13 protein-coding genes are annotated in these 21271 nt (G+C 42.6%); 8 read left to right on the plus strand and 5 right to left on the minus strand.

From position 1 onward, the window contains the following. Positions 1-12 precede the first annotated feature (12 nt). Both X939_RS0118355 and X939_RS0118360 read right to left on the minus strand, forming a co-directional pair. On the minus strand, positions 13-1386 hold the full coding sequence (locus tag X939_RS0118355; protein ID WP_025764744.1) for a sigma-54-dependent transcriptional regulator: 1374 nt from the start codon (positions 1384-1386) through the stop codon (positions 13-15). Positions 1387-1516: 130 nt separating this feature from the next. Further along, positions 1517-1822 carry a hypothetical protein gene (locus X939_RS0118360; protein ID WP_025764745.1) on the minus strand — a complete coding sequence of 102 codons (306 nt, stop codon included), beginning with the start codon at positions 1820-1822 and terminating at the stop codon, positions 1517-1519. Positions 1823-2351: 529 nt separating this feature from the next. Here X939_RS0118360 and X939_RS0118365 point away from each other — a divergent pair. The 6 genes from X939_RS0118365 (at position 2352) to X939_RS0118390 (ending at position 11478) form a co-directional block, all read left to right on the plus strand. Beyond that, complete coding sequence (locus X939_RS0118365) at positions 2352-3065, plus strand: ferritin-like domain-containing protein (protein WP_025764746.1); 714 nt, start codon at positions 2352-2354, stop codon at positions 3063-3065. Positions 3066-3090: 25 nt separating this feature from the next. Next, positions 3091-3879: a ferritin-like domain-containing protein gene (locus tag X939_RS0118370; RefSeq protein ID WP_025764747.1), complete on the plus strand. Its 789-nt coding sequence runs from the start codon at positions 3091-3093 to the stop codon at positions 3877-3879. Between the two features lie 560 nt (positions 3880-4439). Then, positions 4440-7670, plus strand: a complete 3231-nt coding sequence (locus tag X939_RS0118375) for a SusC/RagA family TonB-linked outer membrane protein (protein WP_025764748.1) — start codon at positions 4440-4442, stop codon at positions 7668-7670. A 129-nt stretch (positions 7671-7799) separates the two neighbouring features. Next, positions 7800-9581 (plus strand): RagB/SusD family nutrient uptake outer membrane protein, encoded by a 1782-nt coding sequence (locus tag X939_RS0118380; RefSeq protein ID WP_025764749.1) that lies wholly within the window; start codon positions 7800-7802, stop codon positions 9579-9581. A gap of 199 nt (positions 9582-9780) precedes the next feature. Then, on the plus strand, positions 9781-11013 hold the full coding sequence (locus X939_RS0118385; protein WP_025764750.1) for a sulfite oxidase: 1233 nt from the start codon (positions 9781-9783) through the stop codon (positions 11011-11013). A gap of 72 nt (positions 11014-11085) precedes the next feature. After that, a complete protein-coding gene (locus X939_RS0118390; protein WP_025764751.1) occupies positions 11086-11478 on the plus strand; it encodes a hypothetical protein in 393 nt (130 codons plus the stop codon). 935 nt (positions 11479-12413) lie between these two features. Here X939_RS0118390 and X939_RS0118405 read toward each other — a convergent pair. Further along, positions 12414-13619: a hypothetical protein gene (locus X939_RS0118405; protein WP_131694779.1), complete on the minus strand. Its 1206-nt coding sequence runs from the start codon at positions 13617-13619 to the stop codon at positions 12414-12416. Between the two features lie 826 nt (positions 13620-14445). Between X939_RS0118405 and X939_RS0118415 the strand changes: the two genes are divergently transcribed. Beyond that, a complete protein-coding gene (locus tag X939_RS0118415; protein ID WP_131694778.1) occupies positions 14446-16074 on the plus strand; it encodes a helix-turn-helix domain-containing protein in 1629 nt (542 codons plus the stop codon). Between the two features lie 48 nt (positions 16075-16122). Here X939_RS0118415 and X939_RS0118420 read toward each other — a convergent pair whose 3' ends face one another. Further along, positions 16123-16761: a hypothetical protein gene (locus X939_RS0118420; protein WP_025764756.1), complete on the minus strand. Its 639-nt coding sequence runs from the start codon at positions 16759-16761 to the stop codon at positions 16123-16125. Between the two features lie 151 nt (positions 16762-16912). Continuing rightward, a complete protein-coding gene (locus X939_RS0118425; protein WP_025764757.1) occupies positions 16913-18556 on the minus strand; it encodes a beta-N-acetylhexosaminidase in 1644 nt (547 codons plus the stop codon). Between the two features lie 248 nt (positions 18557-18804). Here X939_RS0118425 and X939_RS0118430 point away from each other — a divergent pair, with 248 nt between their 5' ends. Beyond that, complete coding sequence (locus X939_RS0118430; protein ID WP_229236101.1) at positions 18805-21234, plus strand: TonB-dependent receptor; 2430 nt, start codon at positions 18805-18807, stop codon at positions 21232-21234. Positions 21235-21271: the final 37 nt, after the last annotated feature.

Raw genomic sequence — 21271 nt, forward strand, 5'->3', positions numbered from 1 at the left:
AGTGGACTAGACTCATTCGATCTGATATTTTTCGATTTTGTAGTAAAGAGTTTTTCGGTCAATATTGAGTAATTTGGCTGCTTTACTTTTATTATAACGGACCTCCTGCAATACCCGCTCGATCATCTCCTTTTCATGGGATTCCTGTATAGCCTTCAGATTGGACCCTGTGGGTTTCTGAGGGGTTTCTTCTAAAGCGGTTATCATTTCAGAGGGCAGGGCCGCCAAGGAGGCCTCTTCATCTTTTGATAACAGGATCAGCCGTTTGATTACGTTATTCAATTCCCTTAAATTTCCTGGCCAGTCATACCGTTTAAATACATCCATGACTTCCTTGGAGAGTCTTTTTACATTTCTCTCCAATTCCACATTGGCCTTTTCGACAAAATGCTGAACGAATATCTCTAAATCCTCTCCCCTCTCACGTAGAGCTGGAACTTCAATTTTGAATTCATTTAATCGGTGATATAAATCGTCTCTGAACTCTCCTTTGGCGGCATTGGCCACCAAATCTTCATTGGTTGCAGCAATTAACCGAACATCTACTTTCACCTGCTGGGTGCTGCCTACCGGTACGATCACTCGCTCCTGGAGGGCTCTAAGTAATTTCACCTGAACGTCGTACCCAAGATTACCTATCTCATCCAGAAATAAGGTCCCCCCGTCAGCTGCCTCAAACTGGCCAATCTTGTCCTGCAGAGCTCCAGTAAACGCCCCCTTTTTATGTCCAAACAGTTCACTAGCGGCAAGATCCTTGGAAAGCGAGCCACAGTCTATCGCTACAAAGGGTCCTTTGCTGCGCTTACTAAGCTGGTGAATGGTTTTGGCAACATGTTCCTTCCCTGTTCCACTCTCTCCCTGAATAATTACCGACATATCGGTAGGAGCCACCAGGCGAACATATTCATATAGCTGGTGGGAAATGGCGCTTCGCCCCTCAATATTATCGGAAACGACCTTTTTACCCTTTGAAACGGGTGTCGAAGGCTTATCTACCTCGCTACTCGCTCCGCTCTTACTCAGCGCCTCACCCAATACCATCAATAATTCCTCAGGATTTACAGGCTTGGTTATATAATCAAGGGCTCCATTTTGCATGGCGTTGACTGCCGTGCGTACATCATGAAAACTAGTCATTATAAATGCTGGAATCCGGATCCCTTCACTTCTCAAACTCTTGAGAAAATCAACCGAATTCCCATCGGGTAAGCGGTAATCCAGCATCAACGCCTCATATGGAATTTCGGAAACATTAAATGAAAAAAGTGCCTCTCTAGCCTCCTGTATACTCGTGCAAACCTTCACCTGATGGCCGTGTTTGCCAAGAAATGAAAAAAGTAATTTGGAAAAAGTTGAGTCATCCTCAAGTAGCAACAGCTGTGCCATATATATTTCTAAGTAACTATGTATTAAGCAAACAGATAAAAGTAAGATAAAATTACAAAAGAAATGCCAAAAAGCCGGTACTCCCGGCCTTTTGGCATTAATGATTTACTTTATTATTACGCTTTCAACTTTACTCAATAACTTTTCCTTCGGCATCGAGATTAATAGTCGCCGTTTGGTCACCTTTCTTGACCATAATCTCATAATATTGAGATTTATCTTCCTGAGTTACCATATTGGCTCCGGTTACCTCCCAGCCGGCATATTCATCACTTCCCAAGGTTGTTTTGACTGCCTCAGGTAGATCCTCAGGTTTCACTGGCACCTTTTCTTGGGCCACAATTACTTTTTCAGTTGCTACCGGAGTTGCTTGGGTGGGCATTTGAAACATTCCTATCATTCCTAATGCCATCATTGAAATTGCTATCCTTTTCATAACTGTCGAATTTAAATTTAAAACTGTATGTGTAATTGACTTATGCCTGTTATGAAAAAACAACCTTACCCAAAAATAAATATTATTTTATATTGCTGATATTCAAGTGTTTATATTATTTAGTAACTCAAAAGCAACATACGTAATTGGACCGTTTACCCACAATTTGTCCCAAAAACTGGCCATTTGTAACCACTTCCACACTTAAAGGAGATATTTTTTCAAAAAAGTATGCTCGTATAGATCTCCTAAAAGTGGAATATTGACCCAGCAGATTTTAAATCACCTCCCTTCATGTTCAGGAATCGAGCATTAGAAATTTTTATTTCAATATCAACGTTGGACAGAAATTCTCATCATATCACTGATAATCAGCTAATTCTATAATTTTAAAGAGAAATAACTACAAAGAATACTGTAGGGCAAACATATTATTTAATGGAAGAATGATCTAAATAAAATTTATGGGCGTAGGTTTTTCACAGGATCACTTTCGATGGACGGAAGAAATCAGTAAAATTTTAGAGCTATGAACAAGATGACAGAGACACACGAAAAATCATTAAAAGACGAGCCTCAAATGTTGAGCGTTGTCAACAGAAGATTCTTCCTTCGCTCAGCGGGGGTGGCTACAGCAATGGGTGCATTTATTCTGGGAGCCTGTAAAGATGACGATCCAGTAATGGAAGGAGATATGACCGTCGACTTAGGATCGGGCGATGTAGGCGTATTAAATTATGCCTATGCTCTAGAGCAGTTGGAAGCAGCATTTTACACACAACTTATCGCTACGCCTTATTCTGGAATGAGCGATATGGAGAAAACCATACTTACTGACATTAGAGACCATGAGATCATTCACCGCGATTTTTTCAAAAAAGCTTTGGGTAATGGAGCTATTAAAGATTTGGAAGTCAATTTTTCATCCATCGATTTTAGTAAAAGGGATTCTGTCCTTGGAGCGGCCAAGCTCTTCGAAGACACCGGCGTTAAAGCCTATAATGGTGCGGGTAAATTAATCAAGAGTGCCGACTACCTATTGCTTGCCGGAAAAATTGTGTCGGTAGAGGCACGCCATGCGGCAGTAATAAGGGATCTGCTTAACCCCAAATCGGCCGATTTTGCCGGTGACGACATCGTAGACAATAACGGTTTCGATATGGCGGTTGCCCCCTCCGATATCTTAGCTGCGGTGAAAGGGTACGTAAAAACACCAATTAGCGGCAATAACGTAGGTAAATAATCTCAAAAAATTTAAAGAAGAACTCATGGATATTTTCAAATTAATAGATGACTTTCAAAAAGTAGACGGAGATGCAGCTGGGCGACTGGAATATGCCTCGCGCCGTCAATTTATGAGCCGACTAGGTAATAAAGTGGCTACAGTGGCCGCTCCTATGGCCTTTGCCAGCGTTGTTAATAAGGCTTTTGCCCAATCAGCAGGAGCGGTAGACGTTCTTAACTACGCACTTACACTAGAGTATCTCGAAGACGAATTTTACAAGGCCGGACTCGCAGCTTCTGGCTTAATTCCTGCTTCGGACCGGGCCCTATTTGCTCAAATTGGAAAACATGAGACGGCGCATGTCGCTTTCCTGAAATCTGCTTTGGGCTCCAAGGCCATAGCAAAACCCAATTTCGATTTTCAATACAAGGGCGCTTTCGCCGACGTATTTACCAATTATAAGACTTTCGCAACGGTTTCCAGTGCCCTTGAAGACACCGGAGTGCGAGCTTACAAGGGTCAGGCAGGTGCCCTGATTGCCGATCCCCAAATATTGGAATACGCCCTCCAAGTTCATTCGGTAGAAGCCCGTCACGCGGCAGTTGCTCGCCGCTTGGTTGCCTCACTTACTGGAAATGCAGCTATGAAAGGATGGATTACTAATAATGAAGGAGCAGTCCCTGCCGTTTATGCCGGAGAAGAAAATATGACTCAGGGAGGAGTAGATCTGAACGGATTAGCTGGCAAGTCTAAGGCAGCTATTACCGAAGCATTCGATGAGCCGCTTACCAAAGAGGCGGTACTGGCCATAGCTGGCCCCTTCCTCGCCTAATCTGCACCAACTACACAACTATATAAAAGAGGTGACTTACATCATGTAGGTCACCTTTCCGTTTTTAAACTAAAAATATTTAGCTCATTTATCGTTTTTTTTTAATTGTAATATATATATGTATATCGTAGTAACTTAAAAAGTACAATTAGGTGACATACAGTCTATAATTCCCCAGATGTCTCCGCGGAGTACAAATCCCCATCTCATTCCCGAATCGCCATCAGAGCAATCTAAAATTCGTATTTCGGACTATTATGCCGTTTGGGAGCCTTCTAGGCTATCTTCGCTTTTGTACGAACACACCCTTCAGAAATGTATAAAAATCCAGGCCTTTACTTGAAAATTTTTCATATAATAATTCTAATATCTGACCCGCCTATAAATTAATTTAGTTTAATAATTTCTAGATTAAATTATATAATATGTAATGGTTGACCTCTTTCCCGGACGTCTAATAAGATGGTCCTTGTTCTTCTTTTCGGTTTTTGTTGCTCATTTAGCAAATCCCTAAAAGTCGATAATCAAGGATTTTAATCACCATTTAAAGCTCATTACGTATGAAGGTAACATTACTCCAATCCAAGTGCAGATGGTTAAATCAAATACTGATTCCACTGCTTACATGTGCTCTACTCGTCGGTACACCAGAACTGACCTATTCGGCTCCCAGAGAAAACATCATTGCTAATCCAAAAAAAGCTGTCACGGGCACAGTTACTGATGCCAATGGAGAAGCTTTGCCCGGTGTTAGTGTAGTAATCAAAGGGACAACACAGGGTACGACAACTAACGCAAAAGGTATATTTAACCTGGAGGTACCCAATAATGAAACGGTCTTAATATTCAGCTTTGTTGGATATCAGTCCAAAGAAGTAGTAGTAGGGAATCAAAGCAATATAAAGATTGATCTCACGGTGGAAGACCAGGTTTTGAGTGAGGTGGTAGTGGTAGGTTATGGAACGCAACAGAAGGTTAACCTTACCGGAGCCGTTGGTGTAGCGGATGCCAAGCGACTCGAAAACCGTCCGATCGCTAATGCAGGAGAGGGTCTTCAGGGGGTTATTCCCAATTTGAACGTCGGGATTAGAAACGGAGATCCCGCCCAGGCAACGACCTTTAATATCAGAGGGTATGAATCTATTAACGGAGGTAGCCCTTTGATATTAGTAGATAATGTCCCGATGGACATTAATCGAATCAATCCTAACGACATAGAGAGCATCAGTGTCCTGAAAGATGCCTCAGCCGCAGCCGTTTATGGTGCAAGGGCCGCCTTTGGAGTGGTATTGGTAACGACTAAAAGTGGAAAATCTGGTAAAGTAAGGGTCAATTTCGGCACTCAGCTATCCTTAGCCAAACCCATATTCAACATGGACGTTGTAACTGATCCTTATGAATTCGTTCAGGCCTGGAATACCGCTAATGAACGCACATTCGGGAATCCGGCCTATGGTCCTGACTTCGTAGCAGCAACAAAGAAATACTCTGAAAACCCCATACCGGAAAATGAATGGGGCGTGGTAGACGGGGCCTTGCAGTATTATGGCTATAATAATTACCAAAATAGCATCATGACTGATTATGCACCTACCAATCAGCAAGACCTCTCTATTTCTGGTGGGGGTGAAAATTCAAAGTTTTTTTTCTCCCTGGGTCGCTATAGTAAGGATGGATATTTGAGACAAAATAATGAGAAGTTCAAGAGGTATAACGTCTTGATGAAAGCGGATTTCAAGGTAAATAAATGGCTTAGTTTCGATGAAAAGGTAATTTTCAATTCACAACACAGTGACAAGCCGCACTTTTATAATTGGGATGTCAATATTAACTCTTTGGCTCGGGTGAAACCAATTATGCCGGTTCAGTTTCCCGATCTGCCCTATTATAATGCGCCGGGTGACCGGGATCAATATGCTGAATACATCGGCAAATACTTTGGAGGCACCAATTTCTTCCCTTATCTGCTGAATGGAGGCAGGGAAACATTCACCCGGAACGACTTATGGCTTACTCAAGGAGTAACCCTTACCCCGATCGAAGGGTTAAAAATCACAGGAAACTTCTCCTATAATTTATTCAATAATATCTATCAGGATGTACAAAGTAAGGTGGAGATTGTAGACACCGACCTCAATGCGGCCAATCCAATCAGCAATGGTTTTAGTGGAGACGACTGGATCGAAAATAGGGACACCTACAATCAATATTATGTATTGAATGCATTTGCCGAGTATAGATTTCAGAATCTGGGCAAACATAATTTGACGGCCATGGTAGGGTTCAATCAAGAACGAGGCACCAACCGCAGCATCTACGCCCAGGCGCGTTCCCTGATTACACCACAGGTAACCGATTTGAATGCTACTACTGGCGTACAGCGTACGGATGGCAGCAAGTCGCATGTCGCTTTACGAGGAGCATTTTACAGAGTTACTTACAATTATAACGATCGCTATCTCCTGGAATTCAATGGGCGCTACGATGGAACCTCGAGGTTCCCCTCCGAGAGCCGCTTTGGTTTTTTTCCTTCCGTATCGGCTGGTTGGAGGCTTAGCAACGAGAAATTTATGTCGGGCACTAATCAATGGCTCGACAACTTAAAAATCAGGGCCTCTTATGGTACCCTGGGCAACCAGCTTCTAGGCAATAACTACTATCCCTATGTGGCTTCCATGGGTACCGGTCAGTCACCTTATATGTTTTCCAATTCCGTTATCCCTTACGTTTCCGCAGCGGGTTTAGTAAGCCCTACCCTAACCTGGGAGTCGGTGACTTCTCAGAACATCGGGTTGGACATTACCGTGTTGAAGAGTCGCCTGGATCTCTCTTTCGATCTATATGCCCGTGACACAAAAGACATGTTAATGAATGTAAACTTCCCGGACATTCTGGGAACGGATGCGCCAAAATCCAATGCTGCGGACCTGCGGACTAAAGGATGGGAATTGGCCCTAACCTGGCGTGACAAAATAAAGTCAGACTGGAATTATGATCTGACACTGGCTCTATCGGATGCCACGGCAGAGATAACCAAATTTGAAAATCCCTCTGGCGCCCTGCCTAACCCCAACCAGGGAATTTATTATGTAGGACAAAAACTAGGAGAAATCTGGGGTTATGAAACGGTAGGTATTTTTCAATCCCAGGATGAAGTTGACAATGCACCAGACCAAACCCGTCTGGGTAATAATTGGCGTGCAGGAGACATACAATATGCCGATTTGAATGGTGATGGAAAAATTAGCCCTGGCGACAATACGCTGCAAGATCCCGGCGACCGTAAGATAATCGGTAATAGTACCCCTCGCTACAGCTTCGGAATCAATGCAAGCATAGGCTACAAAAATTTTAGATTAACGGCATTTTTTCAAGGTATTGGCAAATCCGACTATGCCCATAGTAATGGTAATTGGAACTGGTTTTACCCCTTCAACGCCGGTCATGTAGAGAAATACTATATCCGAGATTCTTGGTCTGAAACCAACCGTGACGCCTATTTCCCGGCGCCTCATATTTCGACCAGCGACAAGAAAAATTTGCAAACTCAATCGCGCTTCCTCCAAAGTGCAAGCTATATAAGGGCTAAAAATATTACCCTGAATTACGACTTGCCCCAGAACCTTTTGAGTAGAATTGGCATGAGCAGAGCGCAGATCTTTGTGTCGGGTATGAACCTGTTTGAATTCTCGAAAATCCGCAAACCATTGGATCCGGAGAGCATACAGACACCAACGATTGAATACCCCATGCAGAGAATTGGGACCCTGGGGATTAATGTGTCTTTTTAGAATAACACTAAACTCCGACCCTTTAATTTTCCATCAGGGGCTTGGAATCCCTGCTCATCCTCGACAAGGAGACAAGGGTGAGGCTCCTTGATGAAGTTCTACCCATTTCAACATTAAATTCAAGGTAAAATGAAAAATATATTCACTAAGCTAATGACCGGCTGTATGTTACTGGCTACAGCCGGTGCTTGTAACGATGAATTTCTGGAGCGCTATCCGCTCGATCAGGTAACTAACGAAACCTTTTGGAATTCCGAAAATGATCTACGGGTTTATAATAACAGTCTTTATAACCTTGTCAGAAACGATGTGGACGTCCCTATCCTGATGGGACATCACGATGGATTTACAAGCCATTATGCGAGCATCTGGTTTCAGGACGAATTTGCCGATAACATGGCACCGCGTGCTCCCCGACATACTCGATTTCAACAAGTTCGGGCCGGCAAACATAATGTACCATCCAATCCGGAATGGTTCGGATACCGGGGATGGAACTTCGTAAGAGCCATTAACGTAGGACTTGACAATTACGATCGGGCGAGTATTAGCCAGGCTGTCAAAGATAAATACATTGCGGAGGCCAGACTTTTTAGAGGTTGGTTTTATGCTGAGAAAGTTTCCAAATTTGGCGATGTACCCTTCGTTGAGAGGGAACTCAACATCGATTCGGAAGAGTTGTTCGCCGCCCGCACGCCACGCAAGGAAGCCATGGCGAAGGTGTTGGCCGACCTGAATTTTGCCACGGAAAAGCTACCCGCCGACTGGGGAGATGGAAATGCTCCGGGAAGACTCAACCGCTGGGCAGCTCTGCTGGTAAAAGCAAGGGTATGTCTATTTGAAGGTACCTTTCAAAAATACCATGGGGGCTCCGATGCCAATATGTGGCTGGAAGAAGCTGCCAAAGCCAGTAAATCTCTAATTGATAATGGCCCCTACCGACTTTACAGCACAGGGGATCCCCAAAATGATTATAATGCATTTCACAGAGTACTGGATGTGACGGGCAATCCTGAAGTTATAGCATGGAGAAAATACAAACTAGGCGTGTTCACCAATCATGTTCAATCCTATTTCAGCTATTCTGGTGGAGCTTCCAAAAGTATGGTGGAAGATTACCTTTGCACCGACGGGCTACCCATTACCCTCTCCCCTCTTTATAAAGGCGATGATAAAATCGAAGATGTTTTTGTCAATAGAGACCCCCGTCTGCGTCAGACAGTGCTTCATCCAGACGATACCCAAAAATACAAATATGACCGTGCGGACGGACGGACCTATCCTAAACTAGAAGGTAATGAAGGCGGCGGAATGAAAACTACTACAGGCTATCATATCATCAAGCATTATAATGCTGACGATCTGATCGGGAAAGCCTATAATACAGCGGAATCGCCGGCTATTATCCTTCGTTTTGCCGAAGCTCTTCTGGTGTATGCTGAAGCCAAAGCTGAACTTGGAACCATTACGCAGTCAGACCTAGATTTATCCATAAACAAATTACGAGATCGCGTGGGTATGCCACATATGGAACTGGGAAAGATTGCTGTAGACCCCCGTTACACCTCCGATGGTGTCTCGCCTTTAATTGCAGAAATACGTAGGGAAAGAAGAGTCGAAATGTTTATGGAAGGACAACGGTATTCCGATCTGATGCGCTGGAAGCAAGGCAGGAAATTAGTTCAGCCTACCATGGGAATGCGGTGGAATGATGCCGCCAAAGCGAGATTTGGAACCACCACCATGGGCACCTCTGTCGATCCGGTCTCCGGAAAAACCTATATCGATGTCTACAAAGGTACTGACTGGGCTGTACCGGTTTTCGACGAGACTAAGCATTATTTATGGCCTATTCCCCTGAACACGCTGGCACAAAACCCAGCCATTAAGCAAAATCCGGGTTGGGAATAAATTTGTAATTGCCAGACTTACCTTACTGTAAAACCAAAGAAGATCGGTTGCCAAACATTTCAATGTAACCGATCTCTTTGGTTTTTGTATTATTCAGAATTGTTAACAAAAGAAATGACAGAAGTGGATACCAGTGCAAAGCAGAATATGTAAATTGGCCAAGAAAAATTGCAAAAACTATAATTCCTAAACTTAACCCATGACTGGACCCATCAACAGACGCGGATTTATTAAGAAATCGGGTTTAGCGGCACTTACTGCGGCTATCGGCACGAACATCGTTTATGCTAACCATTTACCCGAAGGTTTTCGACCGGTTATTTTCGACGAAAAGAACGCGCTGGCAGGCAAAAGCCCCGAACTGATAATTCGCGGAGAGCGCCCTTGGAATGTCGAATCGCTACCCCATCTTTTAGATGAGCGGGTGACCAGCGCAAAAAATATGTTTATCCGTAATAATGGTCTTAGTCCGGAGAAAATAGACTTACAGAACTGGAAACTCACTATTGACGGTGAATCTGTAAGAGCTACAAAATCCTATACCTTGGCAGACTTAAAAAAACGTTTTAAGCAATATACTTATCAACTCGTTTTAGAATGTGGTGGCAACGGACGCTCCGGCTACCAGCCCCAAACCTCCGGAAACCAATGGGATCAGGGAGCTGTTCACTGTGCAGAATGGACAGGCGTCCGCTTGAAGGATGTACTCAAAGACGTGGGTATTAAAGAAGATGCAGTCTATATCGGTTACCATAGTGCCGATGCTCACCTGAGTAAAGACCCGGCCAAGGAAGCTATTTCGCGAGGAGTTCCCATTGCCAAAGCATTGGAAGATGAAACCCTAATTGCATGGAAGCTCAATGGGGAAGACATTCCAGCCATTCATGGTTTTCCCTTAAGACTGGTGGTTGGGGGTTGGCCAGCTTCCACTTCGGGCAAGTGGCTCGAGCGTATCTCCATCCGGAATAAAGTCCACGATGGGGCAAAAATGACTGGGCATAGCTACCGGGTTCCACGCAATCCCGTAGTGCCAGGAGAGAGCATCCCAGAGACCGATGAATTTTATAAAATCATTGAATCGATGCCTGTAAAATCATTGATAACCTATCCTAAGACGGGAGCGATAGTAAAGCCTGAAACGAAAATTGACTTGCGGGGCCACGCTTGGGCGGGAGACCTTAAAGTGACTAAGATGGAAGTGTCCATTGATTTTGGAGCTACCTGGCAGGAATGTGAGCTAGAGGCCCCAGCCAATCGCCTAGCATGGCAGCACTGGAAAACGACCGTACAACTACCTCAAAAGGGATATTATGAAGTCTGGGCGCGGGCTACTGACGAAAAGAATGTGGCACAGCCCATGGTTATCCCTACATGGAACCCCGGTGGATATATCAATAACGCCTGCGAGCGCATTGCGATGAAGGCCGAATAAATTATGCAACAAATAAATTGATCCGTATGAAAATCCTCTCTGATCAATTTTGATAAAAAAACTTATTCCAATATGAAGACAATCCAGATTGCAATCGCAGTGGGGATATTCGCCGTATCCATCTGGAACACCAACGAGTTTACCTCCCCCAGCCGAGCTCAGTCAATGCTAAGCGACACCCTGAAGAAGGACGCCGAAAGTGGACTGTATGAAGATCCCAACCTATATATGGTGAAGGCTATGTGTAGCAACTGCCACGCCACGACCCTCATAGCACAACATCGCTTCACTCGCCAGGGTTGGATAGAGAAAATCAGATGGATGCAAACCAACCATAATCTTTGGGAGCTTGGGGAGGCTGAGCCTGTAATCTTAGATTATCTGGAAAAGTATTACGCACCGGCTACCATCATTTCACGAAGAGCTCCATTAACCGATATAAAATGGTATAAGCTGAAAGAGTAAAACTTTTTTTTCTGAAAGAAGTCTATGTGAAATTGTTCTATGAGTTTTATTCCAAAAGCTCGCTTTGGAAATATCAGGATTTAATTCACTAGTAATTTTTCCTGCCATAGAATAATATCTAATAAACCTACAGATACAAATTTTATAATAACCTGTTCGAAAATCAATTTGGAAAATATGGGCATCAATAAGTAAGTTAATTGCCATAGGTAGCCTTCCCTCGTATGACGATTTACTGCTTTCCAAATATCTTTATTGTTTATGAGTAATTCTTACTCTGGCAAATACCGTTAGAAAGGCCACTCAAGCCATATTCCTTCTGCAGGAATCTGGCTTGAGTGCTGAATCACATTTCCGGAAACTTTAAGTATCTGCAAATTACCTAAGGTAACTCCTTGTACTATTATCCAGTCTTTAACCAGATGGGGAAAGAACACGATTGGCGAGCCAAAAAATCCAGGCTTTGCATCCGAATGTATGCAAAAGTGTGATCCATGCGGCCACCGACCGATCGATCATTTGTAGGCGGAACAGATTTTCTCCGGGCCGCGTTCGGTCATCCATCGAAGATGCGTCTAAAAGTGCATAGCTGGAAGCTTTGTCTCCCATTGCCACAACACTTCCGAGAACCTTACACTATTAACCGTCCTGGATTCTCTCAACATCGAAGTGGTCGGAATTAATTTAGGAGGATATCTGCCAATCCAATAATGCTGTTGTTCCTACTTTGGTAGCGGTAAAGCTTATTAATATGACAAGGAGGGGAGCTGATGAATATAATCTTTTGAACCTATTTCCGGATGTATCCTGGGAATATGTTGTTTTTGCTTCTACTGAACGCAAGACAAATGTGAAACTTTTTTAAGTAGACTTTTTACATTTCATTATTGTTTTTTATAAATTATCAAGAGTATAATTAATAGACTAAATGGTCTTTACATCTTATATACCATGGTTAAACCGGCAGAAGTCGATCGGCCGTACAGATCAAATCGAATACCGTAGGGTGAATTCACCGGTGGAGCAGCATCAACAGTCGGATAAATAAATGATTGATGTTTAACGTAAACTGCTAATGACGTCTTCTGGTTTATATTATAATCAAACCCTAGGCCCGCATGTAACCCAACCATAAAACCATTTTTATCGGTTCCGAAAGTCCATTCGCCATAAGATTCTCGCCTTAGTGTCACATTATATAGCCTTACAGAACTAGATAATTTATTGCTTAAAACTGAAATAAAACTGGGGCCTGCAAATACGAAAGGATTAAATTTCCTCCTTGTTTTATAAAAGAAGGAATACTTTATAACACCATCAAAATTAATTTGCTTTGAAGAAAAACTCGTGAGTTTTGATGTTTGAATAACACCGTATTCTCCCGGCGGTTCGTGATGAATACTATCTTTTAAATGGTGATGAGTCATGGAATTGACATATACCTGTATTTCATAATCAAAGGCCTTCCTACCCTTATACCCTGCTATCAGTCCATAAGCCCCCTGTGGACTTCGGTAGTATCCGGATTTTATACCTGTTTCTGTTGGCTTAATAGCAATGCTGTTCGTACCAAAAGACAGGTATGGACCTATTATAAAACGACCCTTGATTCTGCTATGATTTTCTGGAGGGACAACCTGAACCAAACCTGATTTTTCATTACTGAACATTACCAGACTCTTAAAATAACCAATAGTATACGATGGTTCAGTCCGATACCTTAGTTTGAATTCCTCCATTAGGGAAGAGCCGAATATTACCGGCAGGGCCAGGGTAAGGTATTTTCGGTTAATTAATCTCAACGTATCATTTTGCTCAATGTAAAACATAAAACGATCTTCCTGGATCCATAAACTATTTTTTCCTCTTACGAGCTCCACCAGGAGGTCAGAATTTTGATTAATAAACTTTTTGGTAAAGGTTTTTTCTGATCCCAGTTTTATGGAATCTACCAGATCGATAGGGATCGCCTTTCTTATTTCTCCATCCGTTTGATACAATACCATTGCATGTTTATAGTCAATATAAATACTGACTGGTAATGGATTCTTCTGCCCATTCATAAAGAGCAAACCTTCATCGGTTTGTGCAATGGCCATTTGGCAAAGCAATAGTGATATAATTATTAAGAGTGCTTTCATCTACATGTGGATAGTAAAGGTCTTGGATTTGCTGTTTTTAAAAACGCTTATTATGAAAATTGTATCAGCACTTAGAATAGTGTGTCTCGCCAAGAATCTCAGTATTATCAATTTTAGTGCTATGCCATTGAGATAATCCTGTGTTAAGGTTATAAATCCAACGGTTTTTACAGTTTTACAAAGTTTATTGCCCAATCCGTCATAAAGAAGTTCGATGGTATTATAGGAGCCAAAATCAAACTTGCTGGGCAGGTTCAGATTTGTCCTACCCAAACGTTGATAATTTTTTGCGGGGCGACAGATACCAATCCTCCTTTTTTGGATCCTATATGTCGTTAACTAATTCAGTCACTAAAGTAATATACTGAAAATTATGATATTTGAATAAAAAGAGGAAGGTCATGCTTCGTAGTTTATACTCGTTCTTTCTCCCTGATAATAATAATACTAATAATCTTCTATTGGGTAAAAAAATACAAAAAGTAGTATTAAATCTCTTCTGAAATTCCAATGACGAGTTGACGAAAGAAGGAGAAGAAAATCTTAGAAAAATTCAATACGATTTGTTTGGTCAGTTCCATGGGGGTATTTTTGCAAATCCAGTAGCATACTAGCAATTTATTTGCTCCTGATAATTTCTCACTATAGGATCAATTACTTGTCCTATAGCGCTAAAATCACCAAATATGCCTATGATTACTAAAACTTTCGGAGGGCTCTGAGTTGAGTAGTTTAATTTTAACTACTATTATTGCAATTATTTTCCAGAATTGGAGCTCCACCGCCCCACAGTTCTTCCTGAACTACATTACAGTTTAATTCCGATATGTCCGCATCATACAATACCTCATATGTCCGATGTCTTTTCATCTTCTTGTCCTGCCTTATTTTTCGCATTACGGCTTCCGGACAGAATCAAGTAGACTTGACTCCCTTTATGGGAAAGAACAGCCTCTCAACTACCACCAATATCGACAGTACCATTCATTCCCTCACTATAGGCATTGCTAGTTCACTGAATGATAAGGATACCAGCAAAGCCATTTCTCAAATGGTTATACTTTCAGATATCTACGCCAATAATGCGCAATTTGGCAAGGCTTACGATGGGTACTGGGCAGCCTTACTCCTAGCAGACCGAAGTCAGGATACAGCCTCTAAAGCATTGATATACCACGGCCTCGGATGGCTTTACAGCCTATATCTACGTGAGAACCTAGCCATTGAGTACTTTAACCGATCCCTGCAAATCAACAAGGCTGCCGTTGCAGCCGGAAAGCTAGAGAAGGCACAACTCATCCGAGACTATTATTCCTTGCTTACACTACATCGTAAGCTGAACCATTTGAAGGTGGCCCGGCAATATCTAGACAGCTGTCGCTTACTTCGAAGAGAGGCACCTTCCGTACCAAATGCCTATCATGACGCCGAAGAGGGCTATATCCTCTTTATGGAAAGTAAACCTGAAGCAGCCTTGGCCATTCTCAATAAAAGCAAAACTACCTTCGAAAAAAAACAGGACTCGTACCTAGTGATACTATACAGCTTCTTAGGGGATATATATAAGTCATTGCACAACTATCCTTTGAGTAAGTCTAACTATCTCGCCGCCTTAAAAATGATAGATCGCTATCAGCGACATGTAGACTGGAAACCGGGCATTTACGAAAATCTTTCAGAAATATACCATCTGGAAGGGAATGAAGGGCAGGCTTATGAAATGCTAAAACAATCGAAATACTATACCGAGCAACAGTTTGGTAGCCGAAGTAGTAATAATCGAGAGTTACTGGAAATCAAAGATCAGTTTCGGATAGAAAAAGAAAAAAAACAAGGAATGCTGCAGCGCCAGGCCCTGGAAAAGCTGGAAGGAGAAAAACAGATTGAAAATCTCAAAGCCATCATTCTGTTTATAACACTTATATTTTTATTCCTAACCGGGCTACTTTTGTACCGCTATCTGCGTTCAAAACACCAGGCCGAAAAAAAGTGGTTAAAACAACAACAGGAATCAGAGCGAGTGAAAGCGAAGGAAATTCTGGAGATAAAAAACAAAGAACTTACAACCTCTACACTTCGAATTATCGAAAAAGAAGAAGTTTTGGCGGACCTTAAAGAGAGACTTCATCATCAGAAAGCACAACCTGATGTCCACGAAATCAACAAGCTTCTGAAGACCATTGACACGAGTACCTATAATAACTGGGAAGAGTTTGAGGCTCGGTTTGCGTCGGTAAATGAATCCTTTTACAAAAATCTTGCTGAGCAATTTCCCAATCTCAGCCACTCAGACCGTAAGATATGTGCCTTGATAAAACTTAACTTCTCCAGTAAGGACATGGCCAGGCTTTTGGGTATATCCACAGAAAGTGTACATACCACCAGATACAGGGTACGCAAAAAATTAAATCTGAGCCGTGATGTGAATCTATACGAATTCATTCAAAACATATAATGCGCCGTTTTCTGCACTTAACCAGCTATTTTATTCTGGCATAGGATATTAGTATTCCACCATGTCGCGAAGGTGAGAAACATTGGGATTAAATTGAACATGCATAAGGCGTTTGAGCGTATAAGTATATTTGATTTCACCAGGTTGATTTTCCTTGAAAATACTCACAAGCTGCATGCTAGTAGACGCCTTTGCCGCATTTACCTCCGCCAGAGTTTGATATACCACCATGGTACTTTTATCCAAATACGTCTTTTCGCCAATTGGTATAATTTCAAATCCCCCCACATCTACCGATCTAAAGATATATGTAGCCATTGTTTCGTCCCAATAATATTCAATATTGACGGGCCTGGCAATACGATAGATTAGTGAAAAGATTTTTGCTGGGGCCGGGTAGTCAGGAAGAGTTGACGGACCACCCGTATAAAATTGTGTTCGCCCGCTAGGCAGGAATTCGAAAAATACCTGATCCCTGGAGCGCTCATAGGCGGTATCTAGGGTTACCTGAGTTGTAACACCATTTTCCGTTTTTGTAATACCTGCTACATGCCAATAAGCTGATTGAACAGTCTGTTGGATTTGTTCCAGGCTGAGGGCTTCTTCTTGTGGCTCAGCATTCTGCTCCGTACAAGAGGCGGTCAGTAGAACGATGGCTATAGAGCATAAAAGATTAATCGTTTTCATGGTCGCATGTGTAAAGTATACCTAAATTTAAAAGCTTTCAGCTAAAATTTCTAACCGTATAATAATTTATATAAAAAACACAAAAAAACTCCCCCGCCCATCAGAAAGAATGGAGGAGGAGTCTGGATGTTTGGCTTGTGATATAGGTAGTTTACTTTTTAGGCTCCGCTTTTTTTACAGGCCATACATATTCGAAGCGACCATTAGAAGGTGCACCAAAGTAATTGACTTCCAATAGATCCAATCGTTTTTGATGTATAGCCCAGCGAGATTTAAAATCCTCAATATTTTTCTTTTCCTTTTGCGTCCAGGCCACCTCTGAAATAGCCGAAGCCCGGGGCCAGACCATGTATTCTACATAGGCGGGGGTTTTCATATATTCGGTCCAGACATTTCCTTGAACCCCAAGAATATGTTTGGCCTGATCGGCCGTAAGCACTGCCGGAGTGGGATCATAGGAATAAGTTTCGGCAAGGTCGGTAAAGCCCCCTATTGCTACGGGCTGAGTAGCGGCATCAGCCTGGTAATGATCCAGGTAAACATAATTGCCCGGGGTCATGATTACGTCATGGTTCTGTTGAGCCGCCGTGATGCCCCCTTCTTCCCCTCTCCAACTCATAACGGTAGCATTTGGCGAGAGCCCTCCTTCCAAAATCTCATCCCAGCCGATCATTCTACGACCTTTAGAGGTAATAAACTGATCGATGCGGGTGATCACGTAACTTTGTAGTCCATGCTCGTCTTTCAAGTTTTCTTTTTTGATAAGCTCTTGTGCGAAACGACTATGCATCCATTGATCCTTAGGGCATTCATCTCCGCCTATATGTATATATTTGCTCGGAAAAAGATTGATTACCTCAGTAAGTACATTTTCCCAAAAGGTAAAAGTCTCCTCACGGGGCATGAAAACTTCATCATATACCCCCCATCTGGTACCTACCTCATAAATCTGATCGGGATTATTGCCCAGATGCGGATAGGATGCCAGAGCGGCTAAAGCATGTCCTGGTAATTCTATTTCGGGAATAACATTGACAAATCGTTCGGCAGCATATTGAATAACTTCCTTAATCTCCTCCTGAGTGTAGTAACCTCCATAGGGTTTTCCATCATATTGCCCGTCGGTATAGTGCCCCTTCATTGTCTGCTTACGCTGCGACCCTACCTCTGTCAGCCGAGGATATTGCTTGATTTCAATACGCCAGCCCTGATCGTCCGTTAAATGCCAGTGGAACTGGTTTTGCTTATGAAGTGCTATTAGGTCAATGTATTTTTTAACAAAATCTATTGGCATAAAATGGCGACTAACATCTAGCATTAGTCCTCTGTAACTAAAGCGAGGCACGTCTTGAATGCTAACCAGTGGGATTTGCCATTTTACCCCACCCACTTTCTTGTCACTGAAAATCTCTACGGGAAGTAGTTGCAAAAGGCTCTGAACTCCATAAAAAGCCCCTTTTGCTGTGCGTGCCTGTATATTAACTCCTTTGGGCGTTACCAAAAGGCGGTACCCCTCTTCGCCTAGACCCGCATCTCCAGATAGGCTAAAAGCAATATCGCCTTTTCTGGAGACGGACTTCACCTCCAGTCCCGAGGCCTTTTTGAGCTGCCCGGATAGTAGCTCAGACACATGCTGCCAGGCCGAATCCTGAGGTGCGGAAATTTTCACCTGTGCCTTTAAATTATAATGACCTTTGGCAACGATCATCTGATTGGGTTGCGGTATGATACTCACCTGACTATAACCCGAAAGAGCCCAAAACACCCCTAACGTCAGCAATACTAAATATCTCATGACCTCCTGTTTATCAATTTTTAATTAAAATATTTTAATAATGTCGCAATTTATACCCTTAATTTTTCAAAAATCATATAATTCGGTTTTTTTTCGTTTTAGATGTAACATATTCTGTATTTACGCCGTTAAAATTTGTAAACGTGGGTTTGACAATTCTTTTTCAAATTCTGATCTTTGTTCCCACCACTACCTTCCAGACCTTCTGGCAATATTTGATTTCTATATAAAATTATAACCCCTTTATTGTGACTCGACATTTCCCTATCAGTGCTATTCTACTATGTTGTTTATCCATTGCCCAGACCCACGCAGGGAAGGCCAATATGCTCCGGAGTTCAGCAACTTCTATCGTCTTAGGGGTGGAAGGCAGCAAAATAATCGGCAAAGTAGTTGAGGCCGGCAACTCAAATGCGGTAAGTTTTGCTACCGTAGCCCTGATGGCAGCCAGAGATTCTTCGATAGCAGATGGTGCAGTAGCGGACGAAAATGGGGTTTTCTCCATTACTAATGTAAAGGCAGGCTCCTATTTGTTGAGAGTAACCAATATGGGCTATCAGACCTTGACGGTAGATAAGATTGCCGTTAACGCAGAAGCGAATGTTGTGGACGTAGGTACCTTAGTACTCACAAGTGAAGCTACTAAGCTCAACGAAGTGGTGGTAAGGGCGGAGAAGACTATGATCATCAATGATATAGACAAGAAAATCGTCAATATCGGGCAGGACATGCTCGCTACCAGTAATAATGTTAGCGACTTACTGGAAAAGGTACCTGCGGTATCCCTGGATGAAAATGGCAATCCACAGGTACGTGGAAAAGGCAATGTAGTCGTGCTAATAGATGGCAAACCTTCCAGCATGTATGGCAACGATCTACCGACCATCTTAAAATCATTTCCGGCCGATTTGATAGAGCGCATCGACGTAATGACGACTCCTTCGGCCAAATACGAAGGCGATGGAGCCTCGGGAGTCATTGATATTATCACCAAAAAAACGAAAATTCAAGGTGTTAATGGAGGTGGTAGGCTTACCTTAGGCAATAAGGATAATTATAATGGATCGGGGAATGTGAGCCTGAGAAGGGGTAAGCTAGGGGTAAATGCTTCGGCTAGTGCGGCCATCCGCAATCGCTATTGGAAGCGCACATTAGATCGTGTCAATCTGCTTAGCGAAGAAACTACCTACCTTTCACAAAATGGGACTGGCGGCAACTACGACGGAGATCTTTTTGGCCGGTTCGGAATCAATTATGATTTCACAGAGAAAACTACTCTTTCTGGAGGAATGAATTATTCCAGAAATTATTTTGTCAATACAACCGATTATCTGAACCTTACTACCAATGACGCATCAACTGTATTAGAAGAGTTCACCAGAACGTCAGACCAGGATGGTATAGGCGACAATATGAATATGTACGTCGATCTTCGGCAGAAATTCCGCGAAAAAGACCATCTCCTCAGTTTTACGGCGAGCTATTCTATTGGAGGTTCCGACAGTGATACAGACTTCGAACAAGTGGGCAACCTTGCCTCCCTCCTCCTCAGCCAGCAAAACAACAAAGTCAACGACCGGAAATCAATTTATCTGAATTCGGATTACACCTGGCCGGTAACACCAAAAGCGACCGTAGAAGTAGGTGTGCGTGCTCGCTTTAACACGGATGACAATACCAATAGCTTTTTTATATACAATCCTGAAAGTGAGGATTATCTCTTCGACCCAAACATTAGCAATATTTTTTCCTATTCAGATGCGCTTTATACAGGTTACTCCACCTTCTCACAAAAAACTGATTTATGGGGCCTGAGAGCTGGCTTAAGGGTTACTGACTACAATCAGACCATCAATCAGGTTAACATCAACCAATCCTTTGATGTTCATTTTCTAACATTGGTACCTTCTTTAGCCGTGACCAGGAAACTCTCTGACGCAGCACAACTTAAGCTAAATTATAGCCGCAGGGTGCAGAGACCCAACGCAGCCTGGCTGAATCCATTTACCGATGTATCGGATCCACGAAATCTGAACACAGGAAATCCGAACCTGAAACCTGAGTTTACCCATAAAGCAGAATTGGGTTATTCAAATTATGAAGAGAATACTGGCTTCGGTCCATCACTTTTCATGGATTATAGTAATAATGCAATCACCCGAATTAAGACCATCGACGAAGAAGGGATTTCCACTTCGCGATATGATAATGTAGGTCGGGAGCTCTCTTATGGGTTCGAGACTGACTTTTTTCAGCGCATCGGCGAAACAGTAAAAATAAATGCAAGCGGAAGACTCTTTCGCAGCGAAGTAGTGTCCGCTCTCGCGCAGATAGATAACAGAACCTGGAGTTATTCCGGAAACGTGAATGCCTTTATAAAACTCCCACTAGACTTTAGAGCATCTGCCTATATCAATTATGAAGGACCTAGAGCCGTGGCTCAAGGTAAACGCGAAGGTGTGATGGTAGCCAATATGGGTCTTCGCAAAAATTTTATGGAACGAAAGGCAACCCTTTCCTTAAGTGTCCAGGATATATTTCTCTCCAGGGCCTATAAAACGCAACTAGCCACCAGCACTTATTTACAGAATTCATTGTGGCAACAGACCAATCGTCAGATGAGCCTTACTTTTCAATATCGTTTTGGAAAAATTTCGGCTTCTAGTGATGACGCCTAAAGTTTAGCTTATCGTAAACAAAAAAATCCTCTGATAT

This window comes from Dyadobacter tibetensis Y620-1 (assembly GCF_000566685.1).
Classification (GTDB): Bacteria; Bacteroidota; Bacteroidia; order Cytophagales; family Spirosomataceae; genus Dyadobacter; species Dyadobacter tibetensis.

Excerpts from the sequence above, each read along its gene's own strand:
- X939_RS0118355 (WP_025764744.1), bottom strand. The coding sequence starts at position 1,386 with ATGGCACAGCTGTTGCTACTTGAGGATGACTCAACTTTTTCCAAATTA.
- X939_RS0118360 (WP_025764745.1), bottom strand. The coding sequence starts at position 1,822 with ATGAAAAGGATAGCAATTTCAATGATGGCATTAGGAATGATAGGAATG.
- X939_RS0118365 (WP_025764746.1), top strand. The coding sequence starts at position 2,352 with ATGAACAAGATGACAGAGACACACGAAAAATCATTAAAAGACGAGCCT.
- X939_RS0118370 (WP_025764747.1), top strand. The coding sequence starts at position 3,091 with ATGGATATTTTCAAATTAATAGATGACTTTCAAAAAGTAGACGGAGAT.
- X939_RS0118375 (WP_025764748.1), top strand. The coding sequence starts at position 4,440 with ATGAAGGTAACATTACTCCAATCCAAGTGCAGATGGTTAAATCAAATA.
- X939_RS0118380 (WP_025764749.1), top strand. The coding sequence starts at position 7,800 with ATGAAAAATATATTCACTAAGCTAATGACCGGCTGTATGTTACTGGCT.
- X939_RS0118385 (WP_025764750.1), top strand. The coding sequence starts at position 9,781 with ATGACTGGACCCATCAACAGACGCGGATTTATTAAGAAATCGGGTTTA.
- X939_RS0118390 (WP_025764751.1), top strand. The coding sequence starts at position 11,086 with ATGAAGACAATCCAGATTGCAATCGCAGTGGGGATATTCGCCGTATCC.
- X939_RS0118405 (WP_131694779.1), bottom strand. The coding sequence starts at position 13,619 with ATGAAAGCACTCTTAATAATTATATCACTATTGCTTTGCCAAATGGCC.
- X939_RS0118415 (WP_131694778.1), top strand. The coding sequence starts at position 14,446 with ATGTCCGCATCATACAATACCTCATATGTCCGATGTCTTTTCATCTTC.
- X939_RS0118420 (WP_025764756.1), bottom strand. The coding sequence starts at position 16,761 with ATGAAAACGATTAATCTTTTATGCTCTATAGCCATCGTTCTACTGACC.
- X939_RS0118425 (WP_025764757.1), bottom strand. The coding sequence starts at position 18,556 with ATGAGATATTTAGTATTGCTGACGTTAGGGGTGTTTTGGGCTCTTTCG.